Below are 13919 nucleotides of genomic sequence, written 5' to 3'. Positions count from 1 at the left end.
ATATGGACATCATGATCATAATATGCAAGATTTTGAAAATCGCTCAATGAGGAGTTATCGTTGATCCACAGTTGGCCATGCGGTGAATTTATAACCTGGGCATCACCGCTGGCGGTAAGTTGGGGTATTCTTGCGGCTGTCTCTTCGCTTGTCGGCCTGAATAGCTCGGCGCCGGTGATCGCGGATTTTGGAGGTAGCGCGTCGAGCCTTTGTGCAGGACGAGATCATCATGTCGGACGCGCTTGTGCAGGCATCCGGGCTGTCATATTCAACCCCAAGACTCTCGTTATGATCAAGGGACTGCCGGGAGGAAGGTCACCTGGCATCTTCCTCGCACAATTTGCGGGCGATGCTGGGCCATTCATCCCTAGACATATCAATCCGGCGCAGAGCAAGCCTTCGTCGATTTTGCGGCCCCAAGGTTGGACAGGGAGTTGAACAAATTGATCATGGGAATCACATAATAGATTTAATGTTCTAATTTATCTTGGTGACGCTTCCTTAGCGTAGGATTGATCTTTGTCCGACACGCCAACAATCCATGACATTGCCAAATTCGCTGGCGTCTCTATGGCAACCGTTTCACGTGTGTTGCGCGAACCGGACAGGGTGACCCCAGCCAAACGTGCAAAAGTCGGCGAGGCCATCGCCCACTTCAACTATGTCCCCAACGCCGTGGCCCAGCAATTGCGACGGCCAAGGTCGCGCACGATTCTGGTTATCATCCCGGAAATCTCCAACCTGTTCTTTGCCGAGGCGCTCAAGAATATCGAGAATGTGGCCCATGATCTGGGCTATCGCGTTCTGATCGGCGAAACACAGCGGTGTCAGGAGCGGCTGGACCAATATATCGATCTGGTGACCTCGCGCACTGCCGACGGATTGATCCTATTCGGCTCGCTGATGCCCAGCGTGTTGCGCGCCAGCATGGACGCAGGCGCGCCTTTGCCTTTTCCGGTGGTGCTGGCCGAAGCGAGCGTTCGCTGGCCCAATTGCCCGCGGGTGAAAATCGACAATGTTCTCAGCGGCGAGATGGCTGTGCGCCATCTGGTGAAAACCGGGCGCAGGAGAATTGCGATGATTTCAGGCCCCCAGCGCTATACGGTCAGTCAGGACCGCTTGAAAGGCTATCGCATGGTTCTTGCCGAAGCGGCGATGGAGCAGCGGCAGGATTGGGTGGTGGAGGGCGATTTCTCTATGGCTTCGGGCTATGCGGCGATGGGGCGGTTGCTCGATCTGGCCGAATTACCGGACGCAGTGTTTTGCGCAGGCGATGAAATGGCGATTGGTGCACAAACTGCCATTCGAGAAAGAGGGTTACGCATGCCCGATGATATCGCCCTTATCGGCTTTGACGACATGCGGTTTGCCGCTTACGCTTCGCCTCCGCTAACCACGATCCGGCAACCGGCGGGGGAACTGGGCAAGGCCGCAGTGGGGTTGATAAAGGCGCTGTTCGATGGCGACTCCATTAGGGAAAGCACGATCATCTTGCCTCATGAACTGATTATCAGGCGGTCGACGTGAAAAAATGGCGCTCTATCTCCCGATCCGCGTGTTGATATCGGCATTTAGCGTGGTCGCGGTGTCAAGGATCTTGCGCTTGAGCCATGCCATGGCCTGAAGCCCATGATTGCGCTTGTGCCAGATCAGATGCAGTGCCGCTTCGTGCAAGGCCAAGGGCTGGAAGGTTGTCCAGTTCTGGCGAAAACTGAACCGAACCGCGTTTGCCGGATGCTCCAACTTCTTATCTGGCGAGTCGCGGAGGGTGGGATGCCCTCTGCGACTCGCCAGATAAGGTTTCGTTCTGAAATAACTAATGATTCACCATGTCATGCTTTCGCAATGTTCAAGGCAATGATAACATCGGTCATCAAAAGGGCTGGTCATGGAAACGATTGAACCCGAAAAAGCAGAAGCCCAGTTGCCTGAAATCAAGCGCTCTTACTCGCCACGAGTAGCAGACTGGTTCTGGCACCCATGGTATGCAAAACTTTATCTGGCGATGATGGCAGCCTACTGGATCGGGCTGGAGGTCATGATTACTATCCCATACGAGCGTTTGAACATCAAGCTTGCCAATACCATGCAGATGCTGGTCTTTGTGTTCAATCCGATCACTGTCGCCACGGTACTGGGATTTGGTTTCGTCAAAGCCAAGGTCACATGCGGGGAATGGGTGATAACGCAAGGACAGCCGTTTCAAAGACCGTTAGTCGATCCCTATACTGATCCATCCGATTGTCGATCTGGTGATAACCATCTTCGGCATATTGGGATGATTAATGACTAATATCATGGGTCGCGCCGTACCTTAAATTCAGGATCTCCGTCTGCCAGACCGTGATCTCGATCAAGCTGCAACCGTCCGGAATTAAGAACCGATGATTGCTCCATCGATATCACAGGACCTGTCACATCTAATGTACCGCGGCCGAAATCTGCTTGCTCGAGATACTGATTGCGTAGGCCATCTTTGCCAAGTACTCGCTGGTTCAATTCTTTCGCAAAGGCCTCTTCTGGGTGGGATGATCGCGTTGCAGCTCTTTCGGCGGATGCTATAGCCTCGCGGACGTCGTAATTCACAATGTCCAAGGATGATCGTGCCGAAACAGCCGCAATCCCCCGGTCAGAGATATCCGCCCCAAGTCTGCCAGACAGCGTTCCGGTAGAGTTCGCACCGGTTCCCTTTTGTCCGCCCTTCGCGCTTCCTGATCCGACCCCGCGAGTTATTGAAGCTGTCAGGTCCCCGGAGATTGTTTGGTTATCCGACGTCTGGTGCTCGGCCGATCGGGAAAGCGATCTTTGCCATCCGGTCTGCACCATGATCGCTGTTACGTCGCGTTCAAGTGTGTCCGCCACCTGCGGCTTTAGCCGCCAATTACCCCGGCGATCCATTTCGAACCCGCCCCTGAGCCAGTTCGCCATGGCTGCTTGCCCTTGCGCCCCGCTGCCCAGAAAATGTTCGATCGTGTCTGGCCCGGCCTGCTTGCCGGCCTCGAACCGGGTGCTGGTGTCATTACGTGCAGACTGACTGAAACCGGTGCTGCTTGAAACGAGAAGATCGTTATGGGTAAAGCTGAACCGCGCATGCCCGCCATTGGCGACCGCCCCAAGCTGGTTCTGATTGATAAGTCCGCCGCGCCACATGTCAGCGGCAAGTTGAGGTGTCAGATTGAGGCTGACATCGCCGTTCTGATCCATCGCGATCTGGCGTTTCGACATGGTGATGCCATGGTCTTGCAGCAGGGTCTGAATACGCGACAGCCGTTCCTTATCGACAATGCCCGTCAGCCGCTCATTGCGGGCGCGATCTGCAATACTTCCGGCGCCTCCCTCTGCCATGTCGAGCCTATTTCCGGCGGTGCCAGCCAGCGCGCGGATGAAGGAATCCAGCCGCGCGGCTTCGCGCACAGTCGCACCGTCTGCTCCAGCGCCTTGTGCAAAGCCTGCATTATCAGCCTGACGGCGCTGCTCGCCGATCCGCGCCGAGTTGCGTGTGCCATCCGGCCCGACCTCACGTTGGGCATCAAGTTTGCCCGATCTCTCAGCAAAATCATAACCGGCTGCTTCTCGGGTTCTACCATAGACGCTGCTGCCTTCACGTCGCGCCCCCGCCGTCACGCCATCAGCCGTGCCGACTTGGCTCGCGACATTGTAGGTCTCCAGCGCATGAAGGACCTGCGCTTCGCTGCGTCTCGTGGCATGTGCAAGCTGGCTGACAGCGCTCGAGCGCGCTTCGCCTGAAAGCGCATTGATAAGTCCTATGCGCCGACTGGTTTCCGTCACGGAAAGACCGAGCATTGAGGCGGCTTGCCTTTGCCCCCGATTGTGCCCCGTCCGATGCGCTTGCTCGGTGGCAACATTGCCGCGCTCGACACTGGCCACACTTTCGCCTGCATAATCACGTCTGCCTTCCATGGCACCGACCTGAACTTGCGCGCCCGTAAGATCGTTGCGCAGCATCTTTTCCTGATCGAAGGCATTGGCAGTGAGCTTGGCAAAGCTCGTATCGGCCGAGGCCTGCGCAATGACGGTCGAGGCCTTGAGGCTCGCATCCCTGGCCGAATATCCAGTTCGTTCAAAATGCCGCTGGGCGCCAGTGAGCATCATGTCATAGGCCCGATTGTCGCCAAACGCCTTCCACTGCACCATTTTCTGCGCAAAGGCAGCAAAAGCGCGTTCCCCTGTTTGCCCTTCGCCAAAGTAGCTAATCCCCAATTTGCGCAGCGCGTCACCTTGCGCGAAATTGTGGATGGCCGATGTCGCGGCATTGGCGCGAATGGCGCGGGCCGTTGCCGGATCGCTCAGGTCACGACCGGCAAGGGCTGGGGCAAGACCGCCCAATTCCCGCGCAGCATCGGCCTGCCCGAGGCCGGAGGCTGCTGTGCCGGACGCGCCGCCGCCATGCTCGCTCAGCACCGAGCCCGAGGAGGCAAACGCCCGGTCCAGCCCGAAACTGCTGCGCTCGCCAAAATCCCCGAAGCTGGAAGCCGCAGAGCGACGCGCCATGGTGCCTGTCGCCGAACCTTGCACCTCAAGAGCATTGGCATAGCCTTCGCTGGTTCCGACTGTCGCGGCCGCCGCGCTGCCCTGGCCTTGAACCCCGAGCGAACCTGAGGTGAAGGCGGTGAACACATTGCCGCTGAAGCGGAACACCGTGAACACAAAGGCCCCGGCAAGACCGGCCGCAGCAGTGCGGAACGAACCAAAGATCGCAAGTGCCTTCATCGCTGCCGAAGGCGCCAGAATCCAGGTGTCGGTCGCGACCTTGGTTGCCCGCAACTCAGCCAGCACCCCTATCGCCCGGCCAAGCGTTAGCTGATAGATCCCGGCATCGATCACGCCCCATAGCGCCACAAAGACGAATAGCCCGAAGGCGAAACTGGCAACCCGGAGGTTGATGGGTGTCAGAATGAACAGCAGCGCGATCGGCAACATCATCAGCATGATGGCAAAGACGGAAGCGCGAATGGTCGGCATCCATTCGTTTGCCGTCGAAAGCGTCGCCAGACCATTGGACTCGATGGCACGGTTGGCCATCACGCGCGCGGCAGCAGCTGGTGAATCCTCGAACAGAACGTCACCGACAGTCTGCCCAAGAAAGACATTGGTCAGGAATTTCTGACGGCTCATCGACTGACCGAGCATTATCCCGCCCAGCGCGTCTATCTGCTGGCGGCACCGATCGCGCTGCGTGGTCTGGGTCACATCGAAGCCGGTGCGCGCGCAGATCTGATCGCTATAGGTGTCGAACAGCGTAGGATCGGCAAGCTTGTCAGCAATATAGGTCCATGCCGCTTCGCAGGACATGGTGGTTCCCGCCTTGTCGCCGGCGCTATAGACGGTCGAAAAGGTTGCCGGACCCGCCATGGCTGAGAAAGATGCCGGCAGGTCGGTCGAGGTACGGAAGAGCTGATCGTCATCCACGCCGTAGGCAGGCGATACCCGGGCCACAGGATAACATTGCCGGACATAGTCTTTCACGCTCGCGTCGAGAAAGGAGTCGACGATAGGGCTGCGCGGCGAGACGGCGTTCAGGAACAGATCGAAACTGTGCCCACCAGCGCCGAACTCCAGCTTGGCATTGGGATCGCTGGTGTTGTCATCGATCGTCTCGGCAAGTGCAAGTTCCATCAGATTGGTGACGCCTGCTACCAGCACGATGAGATTGGGCACCCCGCCGACGGGTTGATAGGCGTTGCGGACCCGGTCATAGACATGGACCGTGCCGGAGGTGGCGATCATCCCTGCGAAGAGGCCGATGCCAACTAGCATCTGAAAACCGAAGGCGACAAGGCCCATGCCGGAGCCGCGAATTCCGGCGAGGACAGCTCCAAGTCCGATACCGGCGACAGCGATGATCACCACCAGCGTTTCGTAGCGCGGATCGCTGAAGATCAGCGCCACGATCCGGAAAGCATCGACCGTCTCGGAAAAGCCGTCCCACGTATGATAGCTGGCATCCACCGCCCATGCGGGTGTGGCGATGGCCATGCCGAGCAATGCAAGCAGGGTTCGGAGCAATTTGCGCATCGGACACCTCATTGGTTGTGGCTGGCGCCGGCGGCATTGCGGGCATCGTGATCGCGTTGCCGAACGACCCCGGCATAATTGGCCGACAGGTTCGCCTGACTCATGGCGGCCATGTAGGACTGGCGCATCTGCGCGCGCTGGCGCAGCACTTCCTCGCGCAGGTCGCGAAGCTGCTCGATCCCTTTTGAGAGGATCCGCGTCTGGCAGATATTGGCGCTTTCACCATCGGATGCGCCAGCTGCCGTCGTGCCGCGCTCGGCATTCTGGAGTGCAAAGTCGATCGAACGCGTGAGATCATTGAGCATCTGATAAGCGAGGGTAAGTGCCACCAGTTCATCGGTGTCGGCGATCACGCTGTCGATCACGCCTTGCCGCACGCCCCATTCGAGCAGGCGGTAGACCGGTAGCGTCCTGACATTGGCGACGAACTGCTTTTCTTCGGTGGAGAGCGCCGAGCGGGTGCGGATCTTGGTGGCGATTGTTTCCATTCTGTCGCGCGCCAGCACGAGCGCACCGCGCCCGGAACCATTCACGGAGCAGTCGGCAGCGGTCGCGGGAATATTGAGCGCCCGCGTGGGCACACGTCCTGTCAGGAAATCATCGGCGCTCTCGGTATCCTGATGCGGGCAGGAGGGGATCGCCGAGAACAGCGGCACTTTGTCATTGGTGTCCCAGCGCATATAGACATCGCCGATCCGGGCACGCATCACCCCGGCCCAGTCCGAGGCGCCGACCCGCGCGGCAGCGTGCTGAAGCAGTGAGCCTGTCCGGAAAATATCGGTCACCTCGGCCGGACAATTGGCGAGCGCATCCTTGAGATCCTCGGTCGGATTGCCCTTGTTGGACTGGATCTTCTCGCGGCTTTGCTGCCAGCTTTTGGCAAAGCCCTCGCGTACCGATTTGTAGCCCGTCATTTCCTCGACGATGCCCGACATATTGTCATCGCCCTTGGCGATCTGGACCATGCGGTTGGCCAGGCGGCAATCGTTTACCTGGATCGAGTTCAGGAAGTTGGTGGCCGCCTCCATCTTCGAGATGATATTGCCCATCTTCTCGTCGAGCGTTTCGAGGAGATACTGGAAGGCGACGGCCGGGGCGGCCTGAAGGATGGTCTCAAGCTTTTGCACCAGATAGTCCGGGTCGAGAAACGAAATGCCGCCAAGGAACATGTCGATTCCGCCGCAGCCCGCTTTCACTTTGGGTAGGCTCAAGGACATCAGATAATCGTCATGGACATCGACGCGGCCTGACATGCCTCCTGCGGTGACATAGCCGCGGGTCTGGTCGGCAAAGGTGCCGGGCGAGCTATAGGTGACATTGTCGAACCAGCTCTCGGCCCAGCTCTGGGCATGGGCCGGCACGGCAGCCCCACAGGCAGCAAGGATCAGGCAAAGCGCAAGGCTGATACGGCGGGCAATGGGGACCATGACGGGCTTCCTGTTGTGGGAAGGCAGAACAAGCGGCCCGTCGCGCGCTTGCCTTGCCGGGTTAAGAAGGGGCAGGGGGCATTGGCACTCCCTCTGCCAGGTGACCGGCTGCCATCCCCCGATGGCGCACCGGTCAAAGCAAGTTTGAAGAGCTTGAGATGCTCTTGTAATTTATGAAAATGGCTATCTAAATTACACATCCAAAAAGGAATTGTTGCGCATTTGACTGCGCGTTGACGATGCCTGACGCCGGTCATCGGGCAGGGCTCACGATTCCGGTAAATTTTGCCATCGCCCGGACGCCAACAGCAACGCGCACGCCGGTCAGCATTTTCGCAGCCAGATAGGTGTTGCGCGCAAGATTGACGCCATGGTCGGTGCCAATGGCGACCGGCACGATGCGATTGGGATCGGTGATTGGTCGCACCCAGGCAACAGGATTGCCAATCCAGGGAAGCCCAAGTCGCCCGGAGCGTAGCATGGCCTCCTGCACATCTATGGTTCGGACCTGCCAGCCATAGCGCGCTCGTAACGTAAGCAGCTTTCCCCAGAGATCGGCGCAGGCGATGCAGCCGGGCGCCGTGCTCATCTCGATCACGTAAAGCGATGCCTGCCCGCGCAGCACGGCTTCAAAGTCGGGTGGAAAGTTGCGTGTGACCGGCACGCGGGCGAGCCATGCTCGGGCTTCTGGCAGCGTACTGACGGGATGGACGGCTGCACGCAATGCGGCCTCACGGGACATCGGCGGCTGCGCCTTGGCCGATGACGTCAGCACGGTGCCGGTCAGTAGGAGGCCGGCCCATCCGAACGCCAGAATTTTCATGAGGCTCATGGCTTCCTGCCTCCCGCCGCGATGAGATCGCCTCCGACCACGCGCGGATCGCCCGGCGATACCGGTCCATTGGCGAGGGCATCGAAGAAGCCGTCTTCTTCACCCGCTCCGGTCAGCCATTGTTCGGGGCGTATATCGCCAGTGAGCAATTTGATGGCCTGATAAGCCATCTGGAGCAGGTTGGGATAAGTCTCGATCCCGGTCGCGATCACCATCCGCTGCTGGCTGCCGCGCCGGATCACCATCGTGGTTGGCGTGACTTCGACGCCGAAGCGCTGGCCAAGGCCGGGGCGCTGCTCGATATCCATTCGGCTGACCTGCCAGCCCATCTCCTCCTGAAAACGCTGGAGGATCGGCCATTGCACCCGGCAATAGCCGCAGGAGGCCCGGTCGAACATCACGAGAGCAAATTCATTCCCATGCGTGCGCAGATACTGGCGGCGGATATCGTCCTTATGCGCGCCCAGCGCATCGCGCGCCTCGCCGACCAGCGGGTTGGCAGCTCTGGCGTTGAGTTCGGGATGCGCCAGCAGCGCCAGTTGGGTGACGCCGGCAAAGGCGCGGGCCTTGCGCCTGGCAAAATCCTCCAGACGCCAGAAATCCGCGACCGCATCCACGGTCAGGACGGTTGCGGCATAATCGCGTTGCTGCTCGATCAGTCTGGCGATCCTCGGCGGCGACCATTTGACCAGTTCGGCCATGGGCGGAATGGCGGGTTTGGCAACTGCGTCCATCTCTGCCTTGTCGGGCGAGACCGGCTTTGGGGCTTCATACCACCAATAGCCACGCGCGACGCCCGGGCCATCTGCAACTGTTGCGGTCAGGCCCCATGCCGGCGCGGTTGAAAGCAGCATGCCGATGGCGACGATTGCGGCGCGCTTCACAGCAGTTTCTCCATGCGGGTCAGTTTGCTGATCTCGACCGGTCCATAATAGCGGCTGTCAAAACCATTGGGGGATGAGGAGCCGACGAAGATCGTGCCCGCCGGGATGATCTTTGTCGCGGGATGCCAATGGGTAAGGGGGCGGCCGTCCCGGGTCCGGGGCTTGCTGATACCAAGCAGACGGGCATTGCAGAAATACCAGCCGTCGTAGGTTTCGCCCATGGCTGACGGTTTCTCGACCATGGCGATCCGTTCTCCAGGCAGACAGAGCGCGTATTTGGTGACGCTCACTGGTTTGGGCCCGGCAATCGGATTGGACAGTATGAAGGAGACGAGGTCGCCGGTTCGGATCTGGTCGGGCGCTTTGTAGATCACAAAGGCATCGATGGAGGGCGTCGCCACCAATGCGAATTGCGGCATCGCCCACCAGACCAGCAGCCCGATCGGCAGCACGATCCCGTAAGCCTTGAAGAGCTGTATTGGCCGGGCAGGCTCGCCAAACCCGCTTGCACCCAGAGCAACCGCCGCGCGAAGTGGCAAGTCCTTGAGCTCCAAAGCGGCGCGCTTACTGGCGTGCCAGATGAGCGAGAGCATCGCGGACCTCCTCTTTACCGCCGAGACGGCCATATTCCTCGAGCAGTCCGGAAAGCGCCGCATCGCCGTAGATGATATGAGCGGCGCCCGGGCTGTTCTCGTCGCGCTCGCAATAGGGCTGGGTGGGATCGCCGGGGATCATCGCCAGCGCAGGGACTTTCGTCACGCCATGCTGGCGGAAAACGAGCGGATCGACGATGATCTGCACGTCGCGCATCGCGCAGGCGGGGCCTTCGCAGCCGGGATCGAGCCGCAACACTTGGGCCGACAATTTCGCCATCGGTTCCACTCTGGTCATGCCGCCGGGCATGCCGCGAAAGGCCATCACCCCGCCGACGCGGGAAAGGCTGGCAGCATAGGTGCGCAGCACTTCGACCGGCATAGCGGAAGACACGAAGAGTACAGCAACCCAGCTTTTTTTGAGGCTGGCGGGAGCGGCACCGGCCAATGCAATGGCGTCGGGTTGTTCGAGACCCAGCGCCTGCGCTATTCGCCGACTGGCCGTCTCTCGCTCGTCGGCCAGCGCTTGCCGGGCCGCCGCGATATCCATCTCGGCGCGTTTCACGAGGGCCGGATCGCCCTTTGAGCGCGACAGTCCTTCAAAAGCGCGCCGCTGCAATAGGGGATCCACTTCGGATCGTGCCGGTATCGCTGGGGCGGGGCCGGCGCTTTGCTTCGCCGCTCCAACCGCGCGCTTCAGCCGTTCCATGGCGGCATTCCCTTCGACTTCCACCTGCGAGCGCGCCGTGTGGTTGGGCGCGTGACTGTCGGCCCAGGCCGGTATTGACGCCAGTATCAAGCCGGCAAGGAGCCAGGTGTAGCTATTGGCTGATCGTTTGCTGATAGGCATCGATCTTGTCCTTCATGTCGATCTGGATTTGGGATTGGGCGCGCGCTTCAACCTCCGCGTAATATTCAGTGAGGTCCATTTTCGAGAAATCGAGCGCCTGAAACTCTTCCGGAGTGAGGCCGCGGCAATAGGGCTGTTTGGGCGTTCCCCAGCCAACGGCGTTGAACGATTGAAGCTGGGGTCGGCCCTGTTCCTGAATGATCCTGCCAAGCTTGGTGTTGAAGCAGCAATGGCCGACCGATTTTTGGAGACAGATGCCCAGGATCTTCGAACTGCAGTAGCTGCCGACTTCATGGCACATGCCCGAGCCCTTGAGCATGCCGACTTCCATGTCCTGGCTGTCGCAGCCCTGCAGCAGCACCTCGATCATGAAATTGATGGCAAGGCTGATGGCGATGGACGTGGGATCGAGGCCAATGATGATCGCATTGGCGCCTGCGCTGGCGGCCTGGCTGGCTGTCGCGCCCACCTGAAAGGCGGCATAGGCTGCCTTCATGCCGATAAACACGCCTTTGGCGATGGCGATCTTGGTCGAGATCGAAGAGATCGAGCCGCCCATGCCATCCTTGATGATCTTGCCGCGATCCTTGCAGCAGTTCTGGAAGGTGGTGAGCAGGCCCGCCGGACGGCAGCGCGCGGCGCGGCCCGCAAAGATCTCGATGGACCCGAGGCAGTGGCCATCGGCATCGACCGAGCCATCGGCTTCAACGCCGGGATCATCGACGACCGGGTCAGATTGGATGGGGTTGGCGCTGGTATCGATGCAGGCGTTGGGCGTGCAGGAAGCGGGGCCGCCTGCGGCGGGCGTGACGCAGGCATATTGCGATCCAAGCGGGCATTGCTGCGCGCCGTTTGGATCGGTAATGCAAGGCGTTTCTCCGATCGGGCACATCCAGCCACCGGTGGCCGTCAGCTTGCAGCCGGCGGTTTCCCCTTCGTCGGCAGCATCGCCATTGCCGTTGAGATCGGCGGCGCACATCTGCTGGGCGCTGGCAATGCCGGGCATTCCAGCCGCGCCGCTGCAAAGCAGGGCCACAAGGGCAAGGGAAAGCCGGTGACCCGTCATCGCACCGTTCCCGTGCAGATGAGGTCGGATCCGCCCAGGCGCATCGACTGCATCATCACTACGGCCTCAGGGAAATCGTCGATGCAGCCGCAGCCCTGGACCAGTTCCTCGCCATCGCCGACCGGACAGACATTGTTGTCCTGACACGCATGGTAGAGATAATCCCAGCCGACCGGGGAATTCTGCTTGCTGCCGGTTACGCCATCGAGCGCAGCGGCGGTGTTGACTTGCGCCTTTCTGGTCTTGCAGACAGGCTCGCAGGCATTGACCGTGCCACGCTCCGGCAGGGCAAAGTTGCGCGTGGTGAGCGAGTAGCTGCCGTCATTGCCGGCTATACGATCAGCCAGCAAAGTCTCGGTGGAATGATCGATGATATAGGCGCCGCGGCTGGTGTCCGGATCGGCCAGCCCCTTGTCGATCGTGCAGCTGTAGCGCCGGTCCTTTTCGAAGAAGTCGCGCGTCAGTCCGACTGAACAGGTGCTGGCCGTGACGACACGGGTCTGTGCTATCGGTTTAAGGCCAGTGCGGATGCCGTTCAAAACTGTGGTGACGCCATCGATGGTTTCGCCGCTCAGGCTGCACGCGGCATTGGCGGCATAGCCGGCGCAGCCATCGAACGGATTTTCCGAGACGCGGCAGCTTGTGTCGAGGGTAGCGTCGATCCGGGCGAAAACTTCGCCATTACCGCCCACCGCGACCCGCAGCTCGATATCGTGGTCGCCTTTGGTCAGCCATGGTTTGAGATCGAGATTGGCCCAGCCCGACCAGTTGGTCTTGCGATCGCAGCTGGTGGAGGGAACGGCGCTTCCGGTCCAATTGGCTGGATCGGCAAAGACAAACTGCCCATCGATCCACAGCTGCACCGCATCGTCGAAACGATATTGGGTGAGCCGCATATCACTGAGGCGCGCAGGATCAGCGATGCGTAGAGTCATGTGGTAACCGAACAGGCTGCAGCCGCCGCCATTCAGACTGTTGTCGGCTGGCGATCCCATCATGAAGCTGATCTGATCGCTATTGGTAGCCACCTCGCCATAGCCGCCCGCGATCCGGGAAATGATGTCGCGCTGATCGGGACTGGAGAGCGTGAGCTGGCGCTCGATTTTGCAGTTACGGGTCTCGATGACCCGCGAGGTTGCGGCGGGCGAGGCCGAGAGCATCTGAAAAATCGAACTCGACGCTGCCGCAGAGCTGGCGTCGCCGGCGATGGCGGTCGGGTTGGCACGGTAGGCGGTCTGCCCCAGGCTTGCGGAGGAAGCGCAGCTTGTGCTTTGCGCGCCGACATAGGAGATGACGGGCCCCTCAATCCTGGCCTGCGTGACGCCGTAGCGCGGATCGCTGGTGGTCAGCGCTGCCACCACGCCGCCGCCAAGATCCTTGAGGACCGTGGGGAGATTGGCCAGCGCCAGCCCGCTCCCGCAGCTGTTGTTGATGCAATAGCAGCCTGCCAGATCACTCATGGCAACGGCTTCCAGTTTCGGCGCCTGCGCGGCATCGACCGCCCACCTGTAGAAATGGCAATTGTTCCAGGTGCCCGCATCGCAGGAAATGACGCCATTGGCGCAGATCCCCGAAACCGGAACCGGCAGGGTGGCGCTGGCATCGAACGTGCCATCAAGATTGGTATCCCGGCTGATGCGAACCGCAGCGAGATCACCGCTTGCCGAAGGCTGGGCCAGCACCTCAAGCAAGGTCGAGGTCTTCTGGCAGGCGATATCGGGGGTAAATTGTCGGCTCGAATCCACCGTCGAAACGGGCTGGCCGCTCAGACCCGGCGTCAGGTAGTTGCGCAGCAGCGTATCGCTTTCGTCAGACTTGGCGCGCGAGAATTCGGCGGCGACGCGGGCGCGATCTTGCGCACTCTGCGCCGCGAGCGGCAGCGGCAGGGTGAGCGCTGCGATCAGCAGGAGAGCCCGGCTTCTCATGGCAGAATCTCCTGCGGAATTACCGAGCGCGAGCCGTCCGCCAGACGGAACAGCAGGATCCGATTGTCCGGCGAGTGCAGAACCGCGCGGAACACGGCCTGTCCTTCGAAAACGGTCAGCGTGGCCACGATCGGGCGCCGAGGGGAGAGGACCCCGGCGCTGATGTCTGCGGCCACGCCGACCGCCGGAGCGCTCCCATCGGGGGCAATGGGCGGCGCTCCTGCCGCAGGGAAATTGCCGGAGCCAACAGTCTGACGGGTAGGCCATCGGTAGACCGGCTGCATTCCCATGCGGTATGGGGGAGAT

At 60.5% G+C, this 13919-nt stretch carries 12 protein-coding genes; 2 read left to right on the top strand and 10 right to left on the bottom strand.

The window, feature by feature from the left end:
* The first annotated feature begins 570 nt into the window (after window positions 1-570).
* Window positions 571-1527 (top strand): LacI family DNA-binding transcriptional regulator, encoded by a 957-nt coding sequence (locus PQ457_RS19145; RefSeq protein WP_273619414.1) that lies wholly within the window; start codon window positions 571-573, stop codon window positions 1525-1527.
* Window positions 1528-1539: 12 nt separating this feature from the next.
* Here the strand turns inward: PQ457_RS19145 and PQ457_RS19140 are convergent, their stop codons facing one another.
* A complete protein-coding gene (locus PQ457_RS19140; RefSeq protein WP_273619413.1) occupies window positions 1540-1674 on the bottom strand; it encodes a hypothetical protein in 135 nt (44 codons plus the stop codon).
* 214 nt (window positions 1675-1888) lie between these two features.
* Between PQ457_RS19140 and PQ457_RS19135 the strand changes: the two genes are divergently transcribed.
* Window positions 1889-2293 (top strand): hypothetical protein, encoded by a 405-nt coding sequence (locus tag PQ457_RS19135; protein WP_273619412.1) that lies wholly within the window; start codon window positions 1889-1891, stop codon window positions 2291-2293.
* Window positions 2294-2295: 2 nt separating this feature from the next.
* Here the strand turns inward: PQ457_RS19135 and PQ457_RS19130 are convergent, their stop codons facing one another.
* The 9 genes from PQ457_RS19130 to PQ457_RS19090 all read right to left on the bottom strand — a co-directional run bounded on the left by PQ457_RS19130 (window position 2296) and on the right by PQ457_RS19090 (window position 13897).
* Window positions 2296-6036 carry a conjugal transfer protein TraG N-terminal domain-containing protein gene (locus PQ457_RS19130; protein ID WP_273619411.1) on the bottom strand — a complete coding sequence of 1247 codons (3741 nt, stop codon included), beginning with the start codon at window positions 6034-6036 and terminating at the stop codon, window positions 2296-2298.
* A gap of 8 nt (window positions 6037-6044) precedes the next feature.
* Window positions 6045-7463: a conjugal transfer protein TraH gene (locus PQ457_RS19125; protein WP_273619410.1), complete on the bottom strand. Its 1419-nt coding sequence runs from the start codon at window positions 7461-7463 to the stop codon at window positions 6045-6047.
* A gap of 253 nt (window positions 7464-7716) precedes the next feature.
* Window positions 7717-8286, bottom strand: coding sequence for a thioredoxin domain-containing protein (locus PQ457_RS19120; RefSeq protein ID WP_273620401.1), 570 nt, complete (start codon window positions 8284-8286; stop codon window positions 7717-7719).
* A 5-nt stretch (window positions 8287-8291) separates the two neighbouring features.
* Window positions 8292-9179 carry a conjugal transfer protein TraF gene (locus tag PQ457_RS19115; protein WP_273619409.1) on the bottom strand — a complete coding sequence of 296 codons (888 nt, stop codon included), beginning with the start codon at window positions 9177-9179 and terminating at the stop codon, window positions 8292-8294.
* Entirely contained in the window at window positions 9176-9772 is a 597-nt protein-coding gene (locus PQ457_RS19110; protein WP_273619408.1) for a S26 family signal peptidase, read from the bottom strand. The genes PQ457_RS19115 and PQ457_RS19110 overlap by 4 nt, the downstream gene beginning before the upstream one ends.
* On the bottom strand, window positions 9744-10622 hold the full coding sequence (locus tag PQ457_RS19105; RefSeq protein WP_273619407.1) for a type-F conjugative transfer system pilin assembly protein TrbC: 879 nt from the start codon (window positions 10620-10622) through the stop codon (window positions 9744-9746). Before PQ457_RS19105 ends, PQ457_RS19110 begins: the two co-directional genes overlap by 29 nt.
* Window positions 10594-11628: a conjugal transfer protein TraN gene (gene traN, locus PQ457_RS19100; RefSeq protein ID WP_273619406.1), complete on the bottom strand. Its 1035-nt coding sequence runs from the start codon at window positions 11626-11628 to the stop codon at window positions 10594-10596. The genes PQ457_RS19105 and traN overlap by 29 nt, the downstream gene beginning before the upstream one ends.
* A gap of 56 nt (window positions 11629-11684) precedes the next feature.
* Window positions 11685-13613, bottom strand: coding sequence for a hypothetical protein (locus PQ457_RS19095; RefSeq protein ID WP_273619405.1), 1929 nt, complete (start codon window positions 13611-13613; stop codon window positions 11685-11687).
* Window positions 13610-13897 (bottom strand): hypothetical protein, encoded by a 288-nt coding sequence (locus tag PQ457_RS19090; RefSeq protein ID WP_273619404.1) that lies wholly within the window; start codon window positions 13895-13897, stop codon window positions 13610-13612. The genes PQ457_RS19095 and PQ457_RS19090 overlap by 4 nt, the downstream gene beginning before the upstream one ends.
* Between the last annotated feature and the right edge of the window lie 22 nt (window positions 13898-13919).

This window comes from Novosphingobium humi (assembly GCF_028607105.1).
GTDB lineage: Bacteria > Pseudomonadota > Alphaproteobacteria > Sphingomonadales > Sphingomonadaceae > Novosphingobium > Novosphingobium humi.
Note: the sequence above shows the minus strand (reverse complement) of the source record. Positions and strands in the feature narration are given on the sequence as shown.